General features: G+C 70.5%; 21 protein-coding genes. 12 read left to right on the forward strand and 9 right to left on the reverse strand.

From position 1 onward, the window contains the following. Positions 1 to 115: 115 nt before the first annotated feature. Positions 116 to 757 carry a TetR/AcrR family transcriptional regulator gene (locus tag IEX89_RS04020; protein WP_188909834.1) on the forward strand — a complete coding sequence of 214 codons (642 nt, stop codon included), beginning with the start codon at positions 116 to 118 and terminating at the stop codon, positions 755 to 757. A 117-nt stretch (positions 758 to 874) separates the two neighbouring features. Continuing rightward, positions 875 to 1261, forward strand: coding sequence for a DUF2852 domain-containing protein (locus IEX89_RS04025; protein ID WP_188909836.1), 387 nt, complete (start codon positions 875 to 877; stop codon positions 1259 to 1261). A 97-nt stretch (positions 1262 to 1358) separates the two neighbouring features. On the opposite strand, the gene groL is transcribed toward IEX89_RS04025, so the two are convergent. Both groL and groES read right to left on the reverse strand, forming a co-directional pair. Then, positions 1359 to 2984 (reverse strand): chaperonin GroEL, encoded by a 1626-nt coding sequence (gene groL / locus IEX89_RS04030; protein ID WP_188909838.1) that lies wholly within the window; start codon positions 2982 to 2984, stop codon positions 1359 to 1361. Between the two features lie 43 nt (positions 2985 to 3027). Next, positions 3028 to 3342 carry a co-chaperone GroES gene (gene groES / locus IEX89_RS04035; RefSeq protein WP_188909839.1) on the reverse strand — a complete coding sequence of 105 codons (315 nt, stop codon included), beginning with the start codon at positions 3340 to 3342 and terminating at the stop codon, positions 3028 to 3030. Between the two features lie 351 nt (positions 3343 to 3693). On the opposite strand from groES, the gene IEX89_RS04040 reads away from it, so the two are divergent. The 3 genes from IEX89_RS04040 (at position 3694) to IEX89_RS04050 (ending at position 4990) form a co-directional block, all read left to right on the forward strand. Further along, on the forward strand, positions 3694 to 3963 hold the full coding sequence (locus IEX89_RS04040) for an usg protein (RefSeq protein ID WP_188909840.1): 270 nt from the start codon (positions 3694 to 3696) through the stop codon (positions 3961 to 3963). Between the two features lie 71 nt (positions 3964 to 4034). Further along, positions 4035 to 4661 carry an exopolysaccharide biosynthesis protein gene (locus IEX89_RS04045; protein WP_188909841.1) on the forward strand — a complete coding sequence of 209 codons (627 nt, stop codon included), beginning with the start codon at positions 4035 to 4037 and terminating at the stop codon, positions 4659 to 4661. 86 nt (positions 4662 to 4747) lie between these two features. Then, the gene (locus IEX89_RS04050) at positions 4748 to 4990 is read left to right on the forward strand and encodes a type II toxin-antitoxin system Phd/YefM family antitoxin (protein ID WP_188909842.1); all 243 of its coding nucleotides are present in this window, start codon (positions 4748 to 4750) and stop codon (positions 4988 to 4990) included. A gap of 229 nt (positions 4991 to 5219) precedes the next feature. On the opposite strand, the gene IEX89_RS04055 is transcribed toward IEX89_RS04050, so the two are convergent. Then, positions 5220 to 5471: a hypothetical protein gene (locus tag IEX89_RS04055; RefSeq protein WP_188909843.1), complete on the reverse strand. Its 252-nt coding sequence runs from the start codon at positions 5469 to 5471 to the stop codon at positions 5220 to 5222. A gap of 43 nt (positions 5472 to 5514) precedes the next feature. Between IEX89_RS04055 and IEX89_RS04060 the strand changes: the two genes are divergently transcribed. From IEX89_RS04060 to IEX89_RS04070, 3 genes are all read left to right on the forward strand, one after another. Further along, positions 5515 to 5715, forward strand: a complete 201-nt coding sequence (locus IEX89_RS04060; protein WP_188909844.1) for a ribbon-helix-helix domain-containing protein — start codon at positions 5515 to 5517, stop codon at positions 5713 to 5715. Positions 5716 to 5994: 279 nt separating this feature from the next. Next, on the forward strand, positions 5995 to 6249 hold the full coding sequence (locus tag IEX89_RS04065; protein WP_188909845.1) for a FitA-like ribbon-helix-helix domain-containing protein: 255 nt from the start codon (positions 5995 to 5997) through the stop codon (positions 6247 to 6249). Next, entirely contained in the window at positions 6246 to 6668 is a 423-nt protein-coding gene (locus IEX89_RS04070) for a type II toxin-antitoxin system VapC family toxin (protein WP_188909846.1), read from the forward strand. The genes IEX89_RS04065 and IEX89_RS04070 overlap by 4 nt, the downstream gene beginning before the upstream one ends. A 29-nt stretch (positions 6669 to 6697) precedes the next feature. Here the strand turns inward: IEX89_RS04070 and guaA are convergent, their stop codons facing one another. The 3 genes from guaA to IEX89_RS04085 form a co-directional block, all read right to left on the reverse strand. Beyond that, positions 6698 to 8284, reverse strand: a complete 1587-nt coding sequence (gene guaA / locus IEX89_RS04075) for a glutamine-hydrolyzing GMP synthase (RefSeq protein WP_188909847.1) — start codon at positions 8282 to 8284, stop codon at positions 6698 to 6700. Between the two features lie 322 nt (positions 8285 to 8606). Next, positions 8607 to 11201: a calcium-binding protein gene (locus tag IEX89_RS04080; protein WP_188909848.1), complete on the reverse strand. Its 2595-nt coding sequence runs from the start codon at positions 11199 to 11201 to the stop codon at positions 8607 to 8609. A gap of 105 nt (positions 11202 to 11306) precedes the next feature. Beyond that, entirely contained in the window at positions 11307 to 12635 is a 1329-nt protein-coding gene (locus IEX89_RS04085) for an RsmB/NOP family class I SAM-dependent RNA methyltransferase (RefSeq protein WP_188909849.1), read from the reverse strand. A 163-nt stretch (positions 12636 to 12798) separates the two neighbouring features. Between IEX89_RS04085 and IEX89_RS04090 the strand changes: the two genes are divergently transcribed. Further along, complete coding sequence (locus IEX89_RS04090; RefSeq protein WP_188909850.1) at positions 12799 to 13470, forward strand: O-methyltransferase; 672 nt, start codon at positions 12799 to 12801, stop codon at positions 13468 to 13470. A gap of 100 nt (positions 13471 to 13570) precedes the next feature. Then, positions 13571 to 14446 (forward strand): cation diffusion facilitator family transporter, encoded by an 876-nt coding sequence (locus IEX89_RS04095; protein ID WP_188910079.1) that lies wholly within the window; start codon positions 13571 to 13573, stop codon positions 14444 to 14446. A 2-nt stretch (positions 14447 to 14448) separates the two neighbouring features. Here IEX89_RS04095 and IEX89_RS04100 read toward each other — a convergent pair whose 3' ends face one another. Genes IEX89_RS04100 through IEX89_RS04110 form a run of 3 tightly spaced genes read right to left on the reverse strand, consistent with a single transcriptional unit; the run spans position 14449 to position 17229 of the window. Next, positions 14449 to 15240: a hydroxypyruvate isomerase family protein gene (locus tag IEX89_RS04100; RefSeq protein WP_188910095.1), complete on the reverse strand. Its 792-nt coding sequence runs from the start codon at positions 15238 to 15240 to the stop codon at positions 14449 to 14451. Further along, positions 15237 to 16451, reverse strand: coding sequence for an acyl-CoA dehydrogenase family protein (locus tag IEX89_RS04105; RefSeq protein WP_188909851.1), 1215 nt, complete (start codon positions 16449 to 16451; stop codon positions 15237 to 15239). The genes IEX89_RS04100 and IEX89_RS04105 overlap by 4 nt, the downstream gene beginning before the upstream one ends. 16 nt (positions 16452 to 16467) lie before the next feature. Continuing rightward, positions 16468 to 17229 (reverse strand): SDR family NAD(P)-dependent oxidoreductase, encoded by a 762-nt coding sequence (locus IEX89_RS04110; protein ID WP_188909853.1) that lies wholly within the window; start codon positions 17227 to 17229, stop codon positions 16468 to 16470. A gap of 182 nt (positions 17230 to 17411) precedes the next feature. Between IEX89_RS04110 and IEX89_RS04115 the strand changes: the two genes are divergently transcribed. Together IEX89_RS04115 and IEX89_RS04120 are read left to right on the forward strand one after the other, a co-directional pair. Further along, positions 17412 to 18395, forward strand: a complete 984-nt coding sequence (locus IEX89_RS04115) for a sodium-dependent bicarbonate transport family permease (RefSeq protein WP_188909855.1) — start codon at positions 17412 to 17414, stop codon at positions 18393 to 18395. Further along, positions 18392 to 18730 (forward strand): DUF190 domain-containing protein, encoded by a 339-nt coding sequence (locus IEX89_RS04120; protein WP_188909857.1) that lies wholly within the window; start codon positions 18392 to 18394, stop codon positions 18728 to 18730. The genes IEX89_RS04115 and IEX89_RS04120 overlap by 4 nt, the downstream gene beginning before the upstream one ends. Positions 18731 to 18733: the final 3 nt, after the last annotated feature.

Genomic DNA, 18733 nt, shown 5'->3' on the forward strand with positions numbered 1-18733 from the left:
TGCCGGCCACGAGTTGGCGTGGGTCCGTAGCACGCCGACCGGGGGCGGTCGAGAGGCTTGTGCGCCGCGGCATCGGAAGCTTGCGGGGGAGCGCGGCAGGCTCTACCTCGATTGGATGGACACCGACGCGCGCGAGCCGCCCGAGGCGGGGCGGCGCAAGAGCTATCATCACGGCAACCTGCGCGAGGCGCTGGTCGAGGCCGCGCGGGTGCTCATCGAGGAGAAGGGCCCGCTCGGCTTCACCATGGCGGAGGCGGCGCGCGCGGCGGGGGTGAGCCCGGCGGCGCCCTACCGGCATTTCGCGGGTCGCGAGGAATTGATCGAGGCGGTGGCGCTGCAGGGCTTCACGCTCTTCGCCGAGCAGCTGGAGCGGGCCACCGAGGGCGGCGAGCGCGCCCCGCTCGCGGCCTTCACGGCGGCGGGCAACGCCTATCTCGATTTCGCCCGGACCTACCCCGGCTACTACGTCGCCATGTTCGAATCGGGCGTCGCGATCTCCGCGAACGCGCAGCTGAACCGCATGGCGGATCGCGCCATGGCCGTCCTGCGGCTTTCGGCCGAACGGCTCTCAGCGCATCTACCGCCGGCGAAGCGCCCGCCGGCCGGCATGGTCGCCAACCACGTCTGGGCCTTCAGCCACGGCGTCGTCGAGCTCTTCGGGCGCGGCCGCCCGGGTTCGCGCGCCCCCTACTCCGCCGAGGAGATGCTGGAGAGCGGCACCGCGATCTACCTGCGCGGCCTCGGCCTCATCCCCTGATCCTCGCCGCGCGAGCATCACGGCGCATCGCGATTTTTCATCCACCGCGGCTTGACAGTTCGCGACGCCCAGCTCATCTATGTGAATGTGAATAACATTCACATAGAAAGGTGAGCTATGCAGACCGTGACCATGAGCATGAGCTCGGCGACGGATTGGATCGTCCGTTGTCGCGATTGGCTCGACGAACGCGGAAAAGGCGCCTGGATCGCCGCCATCGTGGCGGGCTTCATCGTCTTCTGGCCCATCGGCCTGGGCCTTCTTCTCTACATGATCGGGAGCAAGCGTATGGGCAAGGGCTGGGGCCGGCGGAACCGGCAGACGGTCTCGGGCGCGACGGGCAACGCCGCCTTCGACAGCTATCGCGCCGAGACCCTCAAGCGCCTCGAGGAGGAGCGCGACGCGTTCATGTCGTTCCTCGACGAGCTGCGCCAGGCCAAGGACCGCGCCGAGTTCGACCAGTTCATGGCGCGCCGCAACGGCAGCGGCACCAACGCCGCCTGACGAGCGACCGGCCGGCCGGTGAGCATCGAAAAAGGGGCCGCCCGCTCTCGCGGACGGCCCCTTCTCGTACTGAAGCGCTATCGGCGTGGCGTCGATCTCAGAAGTCCATGTCCGGCGCGCCGGCGGGCGCGGCGGCGGCCTTCTTGGGCTTCTCGGCGATCATCGCCTCGGTGGTGACGAGGAGGCCGGCGACGGAGGCGGCGTCCTGCAGCGCGGTGCGCACGACCTTGGCAGGGTCGATGACGCCGAACTTGAACATGTCGCCGTACTCGGCCGTCTGGGCGTTGAAGCCGAAAGCGTAATCGGCCGTCTCCAGCACCTTGCCGACGATGACCGAGCCGTCCTCGCCCGCGTTGAGCGCGATCTGGCGCGCCGGCGCCTGGATCGCGCGGCGCACGATCTCGATGCCGGTCTTCTGGTCGTCGTTGGCCGGCGAGAGCGCGGCGAGCGCCTTCGTCGCGCGCAGCAGGGCCACGCCGCCGCCGGGGAGGATGCCCTCCTCCACCGCGGCCTTCGTGGCATGCATCGCGTCGTCGACGCGATCCTTGCGCTCCTTCACCTCGACCTCGGTCGCGCCGCCGACGCGGATCACCGCGACGCCGCCCGCGAGCTTGGCGAGGCGCTCCTGCAGCTTCTCGCGATCGTAGTCCGAGGTGGTCTCCTCGATCTGCGCCTTGATCTGCGTGACGCGCGCCTCGATGTCGGCCTTGGAGCCGGCGCCGTCGACGATCGTCGTGTTCTCCTTCTCGATCACGACCTTCTTGGCGCGGCCGAGCATGTTCAGCGTGACGTTCTCGAGCTTGATGCCGAGATCCTCGCTGATCGCGGTGCCGCCGGTGAGGATCGCGATGTCCTGCAGCATCGCCTTGCGGCGATCGCCGAAGCCCGGCGCCTTCACGGCCGCGATCTTGAGGCCGCCGCGCAGCTTGTTGACGACGAGCGTGGCGAGCGCCTCGCCCTCGACGTCCTCGGCGATGATGACGAGCGGCTTGCCGGACTGGACCACCGCCTCGAGGACGGGGAGCAGCTCCTGGAGGTTCGAGAGCTTCTTCTCGTGGATGAGGACGTAGGCGTCCTCGAGCTCCACGCGCATCTTCTCGGCGTTCGTCACGAAGTACGGCGAGAGGTAGCCGCGGTCGAACTGCATGCCCTCGACGATGTCGAGCTCGGTCTCGAGGCTCTTGGCCTCCTCCACCGTGATCACGCCCTCGTTGCCGACCTTCGCCATGGCCTCGGCGAGGAATCGGCCGATCTCGGCGTCGCCGTTGGCGGAGATGGTGCCGACCTGGGCGATCTCGTCGTTGTTGGCGATCTTGCGGGCGTTGGCCTTGAGATCCGCGACGATGGCCTCGACCGCCATGTCGACGCCGCGCTTGAGGTCCATCGGGTTCATGCCGGCGGCGACCGCCTTGGCGCCCTCCTTCACGATGGCCTGGGCGAGAACGGTCGCGGTGGTGGTGCCGTCGCCGGCGAGGTCGTTGGTCTTGGACGCGACCTCGCGCACCATCTGGGCGCCCATGTTCTCGAACTTGTCGGCGAGCTCGATCTCCTTCGCCACCGACACGCCGTCCTTCGTGATGCGCGGGGCACCGAAGGACTTCTCGATCACGACGTTGCGGCCCTTCGGGCCGAGCGTGACCTTCACCGCGTCGGCGAGGACGTCGACGCCGCGCAGCATCTTCTCGCGCGCGTCGGCCGAAAACTTGACTTCCTTGGCAGCCATCTTCGTCACTCCGTAAGAGACATGACCTTGCGAGACGAGGGGATCAGGCGGCCTTCTTGGCCGCCTCGGCGGCGTCGAGCACGCCCATGATGTCGCTCTCCTTCATGATGAGGAGATCCTCGCCGTCGATGCGCACCTCGGTGCCGGACCACTTGCCGAACAGCACCCGGTCGCCGGCCTTCACGTCGAGGGCGACGAGCGCACCCGTCTCGTTGCGGGCGCCCGGACCGACCGCGACCACCTCGCCCTGCTGGGGCTTCTCCTTGGCGGTGTCGGGGATGATGATGCCGCCGGCCGTCTTCGTGTCGGCCTCGATGCGGCGAACGACCACCCGGTCGTGCAGGGGACGGAACTTCATGGCTTCTCAGTCTCCGTATGATGCGAGATCGTCATGATCCTCACGCGGCGGGTGCGCGCGGATGTCGCGCCGCTCCCGTCCGAGCGCGGAGGTAATCCGCCCATGGCCGCGCTTCAAGAGGGGTCCGCGAAAATTTTGGCACTCTCTCGGATGGAGTGCCAGACCGGGGAGCGGCAAGCGTGGCAGCACTCCTGAACCGATGCTGCCAAAGCCTTGTTTTCATGCATGAATCTTGTTTTGCAGGCTTGCGTGCGTCGCCCGCTGTGGCATCATTCCATAGCCGGCGCACGCGTCGGGTGTTGCGACCTGCGGGTGGCCGGCGGATGTCGCCACACGCATGGAGGCTACCCGATGGCGTGCACCGCGTTCGCGAAGCAGCTCGAAGGCTACGGCCTGACCACGGCTCATATCCTCTACCGGCTGCCGGACCACCCCGGCATCCTCCAGACCTACGTCTGGCAGGATTACGACCTCGCCCCGACCTTCCCCGAGCTCAACGACTTCCTCGCCTTCTGGCGCCGCGAGCTCGAGGGGCCGCTCCATTCCGTGCGCGTGGCGCATCAGGGGCTGATCCGGCCGGCGGAATTCAAGGCGGTGGACGGCATCGTGACGCTGCACTGACGCGCTGGCGCCGGGGGCGGCGGCCCCCTATCTGAGGGGCGTCTCGAGACCCTCGACCCCCGGCGGGAAGCGTGCAGCGCACATCGGAAATCCTGGAACGGCTCGTCGAGAACGAGACCGCCCCCACCCTCACGCTCGGCGAGATCGTCGCGCGGCTGCGGGCGCGCTCGTTCGGCGTGCTGCTGATCCTGTTCGCCGCGCCCATGCTGATCCCCACCCCGCCGGGCTTCTCGACGGTGGCGGCGCTGCTCATCGTCCTCGTGGCGCTCCAGTTCGTCGCCTTGCGTCGCGCGCTCTGGCTGCCGCGCCGCCTCGCCCGCCGGCCGGTGCAGACCGCCTTCCTCAAGCGCGTCGTCGGCTGGACGACGCCGAAGCTGCGGCGCATCGAGCGCTGGTCGGAGCCCCGCGCGGTGTCCTTCACGCGCCTGCGCGCGCGCCGGCCGCTGGGCCTCCTCATCCTGGTTCTGGCCGCCATCATGGCGCTGCCCATCCCCGTCATCGGCAACACGCCGCCGGCGATCGCCATCGTGCTGATGGGCTTCGGCATGATCGAGCGCGACGGCGCCTTCGTCGGCGCCGGCGTCGCCGTGGGCCTCCTCGCCATCGGCCTCATCGCGGGGCTGGGGCTCGGCCTGACGGCGGCGGTGGAGGCCTGGGTGCCCGCGAGCTGGCTGGCGATGCTGCCGTTCGCCGGGTGATGGGCGCCCAGTAGCGGCCGCTGGTTCGATCGAACCGGATGCGGTATATGACTATAATGATGGTCAGCAGCGCGGAGGGGACCACGATGGATTCGGTCAAGCTGGCTGACGCCAAGGCGCATCTGAGCGAGCTCATCGACCGCGTGGAAGCGGGCGACACGATCGAGATCACCCGCCGCGGGAAGCCTGTCGCGCGGTTGATCGCACCGACGCCCCCGCGCAAGCCCATCGATCGCGATCTGCTACGGTCGGTGACGGACGCGACGCCACCGCAGACGATCAGCGCCGCGGATCTGGTGCGATCGATGCGGGACGGTGACCGCTATTGATGCTCTATCTGGACACGTCCGTGTCCGTGTCGCGGTGAGGCCAGCGCCGCCCCGCTCCTTCCCTGTAGGGGAAGGTGGCTCGGCGCAGCCGAGACGGATGGGGCGCGGCGACAGCCGCGTTCCGCGAAGCGGAAATCTCGGTGTCAGGATGGAGCCGTCGGTTTCGGCTACGCCGAACGCGCGTCGCGCGCCCCATCCGTCACGCCGCTCCGCGGCGCGCCACCTTCCCCTATAGGGAAGGAGATCTGGTGCCGCGGACGGCGTCGACGCGATCCCGGCCGGCGAGGATCTTGGAGCGGGTGGCCGCGACGAGCTCGGCGAGGCCGTTGCGATCGGGGCCGTCCAGGGTCTCGACCGCCATCTGGAGCGCGACCAAGAGATTGAGCCCGCGATTCAGCTCGTCGATGGCGTCCAGCAGCCCGAGTGGGCGCGAATCATCGTGCGCGCCGGCGGGCGGCGCGGTATGGATTGTGCCGGGCACAGCAGGGTCCCCCGTCCTCGATAATTCTTCGTATACGAGAAATATGGCCGACAAGTCAATTCCCGTAGAAGGAAAAAAGCGCGGCCGCCCGCCGGGCAGCGCCTACGCGGACCCGATCCCCGTGCGCCTCACCCCCGAGCAGATCGCCGAGATCGACGCATGGCGGGCACGCCAGGCCGGCGAGCCGTCGCGATCGGAGGCGATTCGGCGGCTGGTGGGGCTGGCGCTGGCAGGCTCGCGCTGAGGCCTCTCCTTCCCTGTAGGGGAAGGTGGCTCGGCGCAGCCGAGACGGATGGGGCGCGGCGGAAGCCGCGTTCCGCGAAGCGGAAACCTCGGTGTCAGGATGGAAACGGCAGTTTCGGCTGCGCCGAACGCGCGTCCCGCGCGCCCCATCCGTCACGCCGCTTCGCGGCGCGCCACCTTCCCCTACAGGGAAGGAGGTTGGGTGGTCGTTCCGCTGGCGAAACGCGGCCGACGCCCCTATCCTCTTCGCAGAACGTGTATTTGCATGGAGGGCGCTGCCATGACCGCCGTCACCATCCACGACCTCCCGGAGGAGACGCACCGCGCCCTGGAGCGTCGCGCCGCGCAGAACAATCGCAGCATGGAAGCCGAGATGCGCGCCATCCTCGAAGCCGCGGTGCGCCCCCGAGACGAGGTCGGGCTCGGCACCATGTTGGCGGAGATCAGCCGCAGGATGGGTCTCACCAACGCGGACGTCGAGGCGCTGGAGCAAGTCCGAGATCGGAAGCCCGCCGAACCAATGCGTTTCGAATGATTCTGCTCGATACGAACATCGTCTCGGAGGCAATCAAGCCGCAGCCGCAGGCTTCGGTTCGGACCTGGCTCGACTCACAAGCCGAGGAAACACTTTTCCTGTCGAGTATCACGGTCGCCGAGCTCCTGTTCGGCCTCGGCGTGCTGCCCGAGGGCAAGCGTAAAGCCATTCTGGCATCCCGGGTCGACCGTCTGCTGGTTCAGTTCGCAGCCCGTATCCTGCCCTTCGACACTAGGGCTGCCGAGCGATACGCAGAGCTCGCAGTCGCTGCCCGCACGGCCGGGAGGGGCTTTCCGACACCCGACGGCTACATCGCCGCCATTGCCGCGGCACACGGTTTCGCTGTCGCAACGCGTGACGCGAGCGCATTCAAAGCTGCTGGCTTGACGGTGATCAATCCTTGGACGGCGCCGCACTGAAGCGCAGGATCATCGAGGAAGAGCCCCCCTCACTCCCACTCGATCGTCCCAGGCGGCTTGCTCGTCACATCATACACAACCCGATTCACCCCCCGCACCTCGTTGATGATGCGCGTCGCCACCTTGCCGATGAAGGCCATGTCGAAGGGGTAGAAGTCCGCCGTCATGCCGTCGACCGAGGTCACGGCCCGCAGCGCGCAGACGTATTCGTAGGTGCGGTAGTCGCCCATCACGCCCACCGTGCGCACGGGCAGCAGCACCGCGAAGGCCTGCCAGATGTCGTCGTAGAGGCCGGCGCGGCGGATTTCCTCCAGGTAGATCGTGTCGGCCTTGCGCAGGATGTCGAGCTTCTCGGGCGTGATCTCGCCGGGGCAGCGGATGGCGAGGCCGGGGCCGGGGAAGGGGTGGCGGCCCACGAAGCTCTCGGGGAGGCCGAGCTCGCGGCCGAGCGCGCGCACCTCGTCCTTGAAGAGCTCGCGCAGCGGCTCGACGAGCTTCATGTTCATGCGCTCGGGCAGCCCGCCCACATTGTGGTGGCTCTTGATCGTCACCGAGGGGCCGCCGGTGAAGCTGACGCTCTCGATCACGTCCGGGTAGAGCGTGCCCTGGGCGAGGAAGGCGGCGCCGCCGACCTTCTTGGCCTCGGCCTCGAACACGTCGATGAAGAGCTTGCCGATGGTCTTGCGCTTCGTCTCGGGGTCGGTGACGCCGTCCAGCGCGCCGAGGAAGGTGTCCTGCGCCTCCACGTGGACCAACGGGATGTTGTAGGCGAAGCGGAAGAGGCTCACGACCTCCTGCGCCTCGCCGGCGCGCATCAGGCCGTGGTCGACGAAGACGCAGGTGAGCTGGTCGCCGATGGCCTCGTGGATGAGGACCGCGGCCACCGCGGAATCGACGCCGCCGGAGAGGCCGCAGATCACGCGCTCGGAGCCCACCTGCTCGCGGATGCGCGCGATCGCCTCCTGGCGGAAGGCGGCCATGGTCCAATCGCCCGTGCAGCCGGCGATCCGGCGCACGAAGTTGCGCAGGAGGCGCCCACCGTGGGGCGTGTGCGCCACCTCCGGATGGAACTGGACGGCGTAGAAGCCCCGCTCCTCGTTCGCCACCGCGGCGAAGGGCGCGTTGTCGGAGACGCCGACGATCTCGAAGCCCTCGGGCAGGCGCGTGACGCGATCGCCGTGGCTCATCCAGACGGGATAGCGCTGGCCCACCTCCCAGACGCCCTCGAAGAGGGGGCTCGGCTTGACCACCTCGACCTCGGCGCGGCCGAACTCGCGATGGTGCCCGCCCTCCACGGCGCCCCCGAGCTGGTCGGCCATGAGATGCTCGCCGTAGCAGATGCCCAGCACCGGCACGCCCGCCTCGAAGATCTCCTGGGGCGCGCGGGGCGAGGCCCCTTCCGTCACCGAGGCGGGACCGCCCGAGAGGATCACGCCCTTGGGGTTCATCGCCCGGAAGGCCTCGGCCGCGGACTGGAAGGGCACGATCTCGGAATAGACCCCCTCCTCGCGCACGCGCCGCGCGATCAGCTGCGTCACCTGCGAGCCGAAATCGACGATGAGGATCTTGTCGTGGCTCGTCGCGGCGGCGGTCTCGGTGATGGGGGCGTCGGTCATGGGATCGGCTTTCGTCCGGAGCGCTGTCGCCCCGGGATTACGCCAAGCGGGCACGGGGCGCAACGCCGCCGAAAGCCGCCGCGCCGCCGGCCTCCCGCTCCCGCGCCGCCGGCCCGCGCCACGATCGTCGGGTGGAGTCGCCGGGGGTCATGGACCCCGGCGACTCCGGTACCGGGCCCGCCGGCTCTGAGCCGACGGGAGAGCTCGATGAGTGCGCGTGATCGGCCGGGCGGCCGTGCGGCATCACGTGCGTCACGCGAGCCGGCGGGCCGGCCTCGGTGACCCCGGCGCCCCTCACGAGGGCGCCGGGGTCGATCTCGGATCAGGCGTCATCCATGAAGAGGACGCGCTCCACGTCACGGGCCACATCGGTGATGCTCCCGTCCTCGCGTCCGGTGTAGCGACGGATGTCCTCGAGCTCCTCGATGTCATAATCGTCCGCGCGACCGGAGAACATCAGCGTGTCGTCGCCGTCACCGCCGAAGATGCGGTTGTAGCCGCCCTCCGTGCCCGGGACGATGAAGAGGTCGTCGCCGCCGTCACCCATCAGCACGTTGTCGCCCGTGCCGCCGGTGATCGTGTCGTCGCCCTCGCCGCCGGAGATCATGTCGTCACCGGCGCCGCCGTGGATGAAGTCGTCGCCGTCACCGCCCATGGCGCTGTCGTTCCCGGCGCCCAGGCGGATGTCGTCGTCACCGGCGTCGCCCGTCACCGTGTCGTCGCCCTCGCCGGCTTCGATGACGTCGTCACCGTTTCCGCCGGAGACGCGGTCGTTACCGGCGTCCGCCACGATCCGGTCGTCGCCGTCCTCGCCGAGCACGAGGTCGTCACCCTCGCCGGCGTTCACCACGTCGTCGCCGCTGCCCGCGAAGACGTCGTCGTCACCGGCTCCCGCCTCGACGGTGTCGTTGCCGCTCCCGGCATCGATCCGGTCGTTGCCGTTGCCGCCCCGGGCGACGTCGTTACCGGCTCCGGCGAGGATCTCGTCGTTCCCTTCGCCGCCGTCGACGGTGTCGTCACCCTCGCCGCCGCGGAGCTGGTCGTTCCCGTCCCCACCGTCGATGGTGTCGTCACCGACGCCGCCGTCGATCGCGTCGTTGCCGGCGTCACCGCTCAGCTGATCGTTGCCCTCCCCGCCGTCGATGGTGTCGTCGCCCTCGCCGCCGGACGCGACGTCGCTACCGTACCCGGCGACGATCTGGTCGTTGCCCGCGTTACCGTTCAGGGTGTCGTCACCGGCCTCGCCCGTCAGGACGTCGTCACCGCCGCCGCCGTGGAGCTCGTCGTTGCCGTCACCGCCGTTCAGCTGGTCGTTGCCGCCACCACCGCGGAGGCGATCGTTGCCCGCCTGACCGTTGATCACGTCATTGCCGGAGCGACCCTCGATCGTGTCGTCACCCTCGCCGCCGTTCAGCGTATCGTTACCGGCGCCGCCGTCGATCGTGTCGTCACCGACACCGCCGTCGATCGTGTCGTTGCCGGCGTCACCGTTCAGCTGGTCGTTGCCCTCGCCCCCGTCGATGGTGTCGTCACCCTCGCCGCCCGAGGCGACGTCGTTGCCGTAGCCGGCCACGATCTGGTCGTTACCGTCGTCGCCGTTGATCGTGTCGTCCCCGGCCTCACCGTTCAGGACGTCGTCGCCGCCGGCACCGTGGAGCTCGTCGTTGCCGTCACCACCGTTGACCTGGTCGTTGCCGCCACCGGCGCGGAGGCGATCGTTACCGGCCTGGCCGTTGAGGACGTCATTTCCGGAGCGACCCTCGAGGTAATCGTCACCCTCGCCGCCGTTCAGCTCGTCGTTACCCGCACCGCCGTCGAGGGTGTCCTTCCCCGCCTGGCCGTTCAGGACGTCGTCGCCATTGGCACCGGTGAGCGTGTCGTTCCCGTCGCCGCCGTCGAGCGTGTCGTTGCCGTCGCCACCGTCGATCGTGTCGTCGCCGCCCTGGCCGTAGACCGTGTCGTCGCCGGCGTCGCCGGTCACGGTGTCGTTCCCGTCGCCGGCATAGGCGGTGTCGTTGCCGTCGCCGCCGGAGATCTCGTCGTCGCCGGTTCCGCCGTCGAGGACGTCGTTGCCCGCGCGACCCTTCAGGACGTCGTTGCCGGCCTTGCCGAGCAGCTCGTCGTTGCCGTCGCCACCATCGAGCGTGTCGTTGCCCTCGCCACCGTCGACGGCGTCGTCGCCGCCCTGGCCGTAGAGCACGTCGTCGCCGGCGTCGCCGTTCACGGCATCGTGGCCCTCGCCGCCGTAGGCCGTGTCGTTGCCGTCGCCGCCGGAGATCTCGTCGTCGCCGGTGCCGCCGTCGAGGACGTCGTCGCCCGCACCGCCGGTCAGCACGTCGTCGCCGGCCTGGCCGAGGAGCTCGTCGTCGCCGTCGCCGCCGTCGAGCGTGTCGTTCCCGTTGCCGCCCTCGAGGGCGTCGTCGCCTTCCTGGCCGCTGAGAGCATCGTCGCCGTCGCCGCCGTGGAGGTAATCGTGGCCCGATCCGCCCTCGAGCGTGTCGTTGCCCGCCTCGCCCGTCAGCTCGTCGTCGCCGGAGCCGCCGAGCAGCGTGTCGTTTCCGTCACCACCTTCCAGCACGTCGTCGGCGGATCCGCCGTCGAGCGTATCGTCACCGGCCTCGCCGACGAGCCGATCGGTGCCCGAGCCGCCGACCAGCGTATCGTTGCCGCCGCCGCCCACCAGCGTGTCGTTGCCCGAGCCGCCCGTCAGGGTGTCGTCGCCGCCGTTGCCCATGAGCACGTCGTCGCCCGACCCGCCGTCGACCGTCTCCGCCTCGTCGTTGCCGACCATCAGGTCGCGCTGCGACGTCCCCATCTGCTGGAGCATCGTCGAGAGGGTGGCCGTGAAGATGTTGTCGAAATGCGCCCGCGTGAAGCCGAACCGGTCCAGAGGACCGCCGTCATTGAAGATGGACATGATCTTCTCCCGTCTCGAGATCATGAGTGCCGCGCACCCATGTATGCTCAAGAGTGAGATACGATCAAGTCAAATCTGCATCGACGATGGTATCATGCATTTTGATTATGTCATAGCGTATCTCGCATCAGTCTTTTTCAGAGCCGCCACGTAGAACCCGTCCACCCCCGTGCGCGACGGCGACATCTGCAGGCCGTGGCGGGTCTCGCGCACGTGCGACGAGAGCGCCCCGAGCCCGGCCTGCGCGAGGAGGTCGGCCGCCGGCACGGGCGAGAAGCCGGCATGGCGGCCGAGAAAGGCGCTCACCGCTTCGTCGTTCTCCGCCGGCAGGACCGAGCACGTCACGTAGACGATGCGCCCGCCCGGCTTGACGAGGCGCGCGGCGCGGTCGAGCACCGTTTCCTGCTCGCCCTTGCGCTGGGCGAGCGAGCCCGGCCGCAGGCGCCACTTGGCGTCCGGGTTGCGTCGCCAGGTGCCCGTGCCGGTGCAGGGCGCATCGACGAGGACGAGATCGGCGCGCCCGTCGAGGTCCTCCACCGCGTCCGCCTTGCCGCGGGGGCTCCTGATCTGGACGTTGCGCACGCCCGCGCGGGCGAGGCGCTCGTGGATCGGCGCGAGGCGGCGGGTGTCCGAATCCGTCGCGTAGATCTGCCCGGCATTCTCCATCGCCGCCGAGAGCGCGAGCGTCTTGCCGCCGGCCCCGGCGCACAGGTCGACGACCTGCGCCTTCTCGCCCGGTGCGGCGAGGAGCGCCGCGAGCTGAGAGCCCTCGTCCTGGATCTCGAAGAAGCCCTTGAGGAATTCCGGCTCGCTCTGCAGCGCGGGGCCGCGCCCGTCGTCGCCGAGCCCGATCCTCAGGCCGTGCGGCGCGAGCGGCGTCTCGACGGGGGAGAGGAAGGCGAGCGCGTTCTGCACCTCCTCGCGATTGGCGAGCAGCGTGTTGACGCGGATGTCGAGGGGCGCGCGCTCGCTGAGCGCGCGGGCCTCCGCCACGAGCTCCTCGCCGAAGACCGCGGCGAGCTCGCCCTCGATCCATTCGGGATAATCGCCCTGCACGTGCGCCGGCGCGTCGGCCAGATCGGGGTGCGCGAGCCGCGCGCGCTCGTCCTCGGAGAGCGGCGCCGGCGCGAAGCGCGAGCCGTCGCACATGGCCGAGATCGCGTCGACCGCGAGCCCGCGCTGGAGCGCGAGCATGCCGAGCACGAGGGCGCGCCCCGTTTCGGGCGCCTCGCCACGCTCGCCCATGATCCAGGCGGCGGAGGCGCGGCGGCGCAGGGCGTCGTAGACCAGCGTCGCGATGGCGGCGCGGTCCTTCGATCCGGCGAAGCGGTGGGACAGTCCCCAATCCTTGAGGGCGTCCGCGGCGGGGCGGCGGCGGGCGAGGAGGTCGTCGAGGACCTCCATCGCCGCGGAGAGGCGTGCGTTCGGCGTCATGGGAGCGCATGTGGCAGGTTCCCCCGCCGCCCGCAAGCGCCGCGCCGGACGGAAGCCCCGGCTCGTCGCCCGCTCTCTCGGCCCGCGTTTCCGCCCCGTGCTCGCACGGATTGCCCCGTGCCGGCCTCGCGTGCAGGGTGGCGGCGAAACGAGGAGGCTCCCCATGAGCGAAGACCAGGCCCACGCCGTCGACGACTATCTCGCCGAGGCGCTCGGCTTCTCCGACCCCGCGCTGGAGGCCGCGCTCGCGGCGAATGCCGAGGCGGGCCTGCCCGCCATCGACGTCTCGCCGGCACAGGGCAAGCTGCTGCATCTCCTCGCGCGCGTGGCCGGCGCGCGGCGTATCCTGGAGATCGGGACGCTCGGCGGCTATTCCACCATCTGGCTCGCCCGCGCGCTCCCCGAGGGCGGGCGCATCGTTTCGCTGGAGCTGGAGCCCGAGCACGCGGCCGTCGCGCGCGAGAACGTCGCCCGCGCCGGCCTTTCCGATCGCGTGGAGATCCGCGTCGGCCGCGCGCTCGACAGCCTCGCCGCTCTGGAGGCGGAGGGCGCGGGGCCGTTCGACCTCGTCTTCGTCGACGCCGACAAGCCTTCGAACCCGGACTACCTCGCCGCCGCCCTGCGGCTGTCGCGGCCGGGTACGGTGCTCGTCTTCGACAACGTGGTGCGGCGCGGGCGCGTGGTGGAGACCGACGGTGCCGATTCGAGCATCGTCGGCTCGCGCGCGGTGCTGGAGGCGCTTGGCCGCGAGCCGCGCATCACCGCCACCGCCATCCAGACGCTCGGCGTGAAGGGCTGGGACGGGTTCGCGCTGGCGATCGTGGGCGAGGGCTGATAACGCTGCCGCCGCGCACGCCAGACCAGGGCCGGGATCGACGGCCCCGGGGCGACGACGGGATCATGCGGGAAGAGGGACCGGGTTCGTGCAGACCGTGATGCGGCTCGCGGCGGGGAGCATCGCCGTCGGCCTCCTCGTGCTCGGGCTCAAGCTCGTCGCGTGGTGGCTGACGGGCTCCGTCGCGCTCTATTCGGATGCGCTGGAGAGCACGGTCAACGTCGCCGCGGCGGTCGCGGCGCTCGTCGCCATCTGGCTCTCGTCGAAGCCCGCGGACCGCAATCATCCTTACGGCCATCACAAGGCGGAGTACTTCTCCGCGGTGCTGGAGGGCGTGCTCATCATCGTCGCGGCGCTCTCGATCGCCCGCGCGGCCTGGGGCGCGCTGACGGAGCCGTTCGCGCCGGATTTCAGCGTCCCGGGTCTCGCGGTCAACGCCGCTGCGAGCGTGATCAACGGGATCTGGGCGACGATCCTGATTCGGGTCGGGCGGTCTCGGCGCTCTCCAGCCCTCGCCGCCGACGGGCGCCATCTCGTCACCGACGTCGTCTCGTCGGTGGGCGTCCTCGCCGGCGTCGGCCTCGCGGCCGTGACCGGGTGGTTCATCCTCGACCCGATCCTGGCGCTGCTGGTGGCCGCGAACATCCTCTGGTCCGGCTGGGGCCTCGTGAAGTCGTCCGTGTCGGGGCTGATGGACGAGGCGGTGGCGCCGGAGGAGCTCGAGGCGATCCGCACCGTCATCTCGCGGCACGCCGACGGCGCGCTAGAGGCCCACGACCTGCGCACGCGTCATGCCGGGCGCGTCACCTTCATCGACTTCCACCTCGTCGTCCCCGGCGAGATGAGCGTGTGCGAGGCGCACGAGATCTGCGACCGCATCGAGGCGGCCCTGCGCGCCGTCGTCGGCGAGGCGGTGATCACGATCCACGTCGAGCCCGAGGACAAGGCCAAGCACACCGGCGTGGTCGTGCTCTGACTTCAGACGATGTTCATCGCCTCGATCCAGGCGAGCCCCGCCGCGGTGTCGCCGCGCGGCTTGTACTCGAGGCCGACGAGGCCCTCGTAGCCGCTCCCCGCGATCTCCTCGAAGATCGCGCGATAGGCGATCTCGCCGCCGTCCGGCTCGCCGCGATCCGGCACCGCCGCGACCTGGACGTGGCCGATCAGGGGGAGGAGCCGCCGGAAGCGACGGACGAGGTCCCCCTCCCCGATCTGCACATGGTAGAAATCGAAGAGCAGCTTCACGTTCGGCCGGTCGATCTCGGCCAGGATCGCCGCGATCTCGTCCGCGCGCGAGACGAGGTAGCCCGGCCGGTCGTAGCCGTTGAGCGGCTCGAGCAGGAGCGTGATGCCGTCCGCCGCGGCGCGGTCCGCCGCCTCGCGCAGGTTGGCGACGTAGGTCGCGACCGCCGCCTCGCGATCGCTCGGCAGCGGGTGGCCCGCCATGACGTGGATCGCCTTCACGCCCAGCGCTCGCGCGTAGGTGAGCGCCTCGTCGAGATCGGCGCGGAACGCCTCCTCGCGGCCCGGCAGCGCCGCGCGGCCCCATTCGCCGGGCCCGCCGGGGCGGGTGTTGAGCCCCGTCATCCGCACGCCCGCCGCGGAGAGCCGCTCGGCCAGCGCCTCCACGGGGTGCTCGTAGGGGAAATGGCACTCCACCATGTCGAAGCCGCAGGCCGCGGCCGCGTCGATGCGGTCGAGTAAGGGGCGGTCCGGGAAGAGGAGCGCGATGTTCGCGGAGAACCGCGCCTTCAGCGAAATCGGGGTCACGGCCTCTCCTCGTCCACGCTCCAGCGCCAGAACGCATCGCCCTCGGCGGCGAGGTGGCGGTTGAGCACCATCTTGTGCACCTCGTCGGCGCCGTCGACCAGACGCGCCTGGCGGGCGTATCGGTAGATCCATTCGAGGACCGTGTCCTTCGAATAGCCGCGCGCGCCGTTGATCTGGATGCCGACGTCCGCCGCCTCGTGCAGGAGGTTCGCCACCGCGATCTTCGCCATGGAGATCTCCTTCCTGGCGAAGGAGCCCTGGTCGAGCGCCCAGGCGGCCTTCATCACGAGGAGGCGCCCCACCTCGATCTTCATGGCGAGGTCACCCAGCATCAGCTGCACGCTCTCGCGATCGGCGAGGCGCACGCCGAAGCCCTCGCGCTCGGCGGCGTAGGCGTTGGCGATCTCGACGCAGCGCTCGGCGAGGCCGAGCCAGCGCATGCAATGGGTCAGCCGTGCGGGGCCCAGCCGGATCTGCGTCGCCTTGAGCCCGTCGCCGACCTCCATCAGCACGGCGTCGTCGGCGACCTCGAGCCCCTCGAAGACGAGCTCGCAATGCCCGCCGTGCTCCTCGGGACCCATGATCGGGATGCGCCGCGCGATGCGCCAGCCCGGCTGGTCGGCATGGAAGAGGAAGGCGGTGAGGCCGCGGCGCGCGTCGTCGGAGGTGCGCGCGATCAGGATGAAGTGGCGCGCCTCCGCGGCGCCGGTGATGAACCATTTGCGCCCGGTGATCCGCCAGCCGCCGGCGATCCGCTCGGCGGACGTGCGGATCATGCCGGGATCCGAGCCCCCGCCGGGATGGGGCTCGGTCATGGCGAAGGCGGAGCGCACCTCCCCCGCCACGATCGGCGCGAGCCAGCGGGCCTTCTGCGCGGGCGTCGCGACCTTCTCGAGCAGCATCATGTTGCCGTCGTCCGGCGCCGCCGAGTTGAAGACGACGGGCCCGAAGATCGAGCGGTTCATCGCCTCGTAGCAGACCGCCATGCCCTGCTTGTCGAGGCCGCCGCCGCCGGTCTCGGGGGCGAGCTGCAGGCACCAGAGCCCCTCGGCCCGCGCCTTCTCGCGCATGGCGGCGAGGGCGTCGTGGGCGATGTTCTCGTGGGCGTCGTAGGCGGCCGGATCGCTCTCCAGCGGGATCAGCTCGCGCGCGACGAAGTCCGTGATGCGGGCGCGCAGGCTCTCGACCCGGGCCGGGATGGTGAAGTCCATGGTCAGCCTCGTCTCCTCACAGCCCGGACACCAGATGCCCGCCGTCCACGGGAAGCACCGCGCCGGTCATCCAGGGCGCGGCGTCGCTCGCCAGCAGCAGGAAGGCCGCGTCGAGATCCTCCGGGCGGCCGAGCCGGCGCATGGGGATGCGCTTGACGAGCGCCTCCCCCGCCGGCGTCGCGAAGAAGTCGGCGTTGATCTCCGTCTCGACGTAGCCGGGCGCGAGCGCGTTCACGCGGATGCCGAAGCGCGCCCATTCGAGCGCGAGCGCCGCGTTCATCTGGATGAGGGCGGCCTTCGACATGCAATAGGGCCCCACCGCGCCCGACACGCGGATGCCGAGGATCGAGGCGATGTTGACGATCGTGCCCTCGCGCCCCGCCGCGCGCCAGGCGCGCGCCGCGTGGGTGGAGGTGAGCCAGGGCCCGCGCAGGTTCGTCGCCACGACCGCGTCGAAGGTCTCGATCGCGAGGTCGGCGGCGGCGCCCGGGCCGCTGACGCCCGCATTGTTGACCAGCACGTCGAGGGGCGCGGGCAGCGCGGCGAAGCAGTCGGCGACGGATTCCTCCTCGGTCACGTCGAGGTCGAGCGCCGTCGCCGCGGCAGCGCCGTCCCGCTCGAGCTCGGCGAGGAGCGCCGAGAGCCGCTCGCGGCGGCGTGCGGCGATGGTGACGCGGGCGCCGTGGCGCGCGCACAGCCGCGCGAAATGCGCCCCGAGCCCGCTCGACGCGCCCGTGATCAGCACGTGCCGTCCCGCGAGCCGCGCCCCGAGATCCATGCCGTCCTCCCCTGCCGCGATCCGACGTCGCCGATCGCCGCCACGGTCGCCCGCCGCGCGGCCCCGGTCAAGCCGCGGGCCGGTGCGGGCGCGGCAAGGCCACCCTTCTCACGCCGCGCGTCCTCGGATAGGACGGCGAGGTCGCCCCGTCTCGGTCGACGTCTGCCGGAGGGCTCGCGCGCGTGCTCGATCTCGTCATCGCCAACCTCACCTCGCCCATCGTCCTGTTCTTCGCGCTGGGTCTCGCGGCGGCGCTCGCGCGCTCGGACCTCGTCGTGCCGGAGGCGGTGGCGAAGGCGCTGGCGCTCTACCTGATGATGTCGATCGGCTTCAAGGGAGGCGCGAGCGTTGCCGGGCACGGCATCGACGCGCGCCTCGTCGGCGCGGTGATCGCGGGCGCGCTCCTCTCCTTCTCCATCCCTTGGGTCGCCTTCCAGATCCTGTCGCGCACGACGAAGCTGCCGACCCTCGACGCCGCGGCGGTCGCTGCGCATTACGGCTCGATCTCCATCGTCACCTTCGTCGCGGCGTCGGAATCGGTACGGCTGTCGGGGCTCGTGGCGGAGGGCTACCTCGTCGCGGTGGCCGCCGTGATGGAGGCGCCCGCCATCCTCACGGCGTTGTGGCTCGCGCAGAAGGCGCGCAAGAAGGCCGGCACGGGCGCGGAGGGAGACGAGCCGCAGGGCGCGCTCCTGCGCGAGATCCTGCTCAACGGCTCGATCGTGCTCCTCACCGGAGCCTTCGTCATCGGCTGGATCACCGGCGCGCGCGGGCTCGAGATCGTCTCGCCCTTCCTGGTCGCGCCCTTCCAGGGCGTCCTGTGCCTCTTCCTCCTGGACATGGGCCTCGTCGCGGGCCGGGGGCTACGCGCCGGCTGGCGCGAGCTGCGCGGCCCGGTGCTCGCCTTCGGCCTCTACATGCCCCTCGTGGGTGCGAGCCTCGCGGCGCTCGTGGCGCTGCCGCTCGGCCTCTCGGCGGGCGGGACCGCGCTGCTCATCACGCTCGCGGCCTCGGCCTCCTACATCGCCGTTCCAGCCGCGATGCGTCTCGCGCTGCCGGAGGCGCGCCCGGCGATCTACCTCACGCTCTCGCTCGGCGTCACCTTCCCCTTCAACCTGACGCTCGGCATCCCGCTCTACATCGCGCTCGCGGAGGCGCTGACATGACCGAGACCTCGAACGCCCCCCGGCTCGCGACCCACCCGAAGAAGCGCCTCGACATCATCGTCGAGGCGCCGATCATGAACCGTCTGCTCGACCTCCTCGATCGCCTGGCGGTGACGGGCTACACCGTCGTGCCGGCGCTCGCGGGGCGCGGGCGCGACGGCTCGTGGCGCCGCGCGGGCCTCGTCTCGGATGCGGGCCAGATGGTGATGGTCATCTGCGTCCTCGACGAGAGCCGCGTCCCGGAGGTGCTGGAGCCCGTCTACAAGCTCCTCTCCCGCCAGATCGGCATCGTCACGGTGTCGGACGTGGCGGTGATCCGGCGGGAGCACTTCTGAGGC

This window comes from Salinarimonas ramus (assembly GCF_014645695.1).
Classification (GTDB): Bacteria; Pseudomonadota; Alphaproteobacteria; order Rhizobiales; family Beijerinckiaceae; genus Salinarimonas; species Salinarimonas ramus.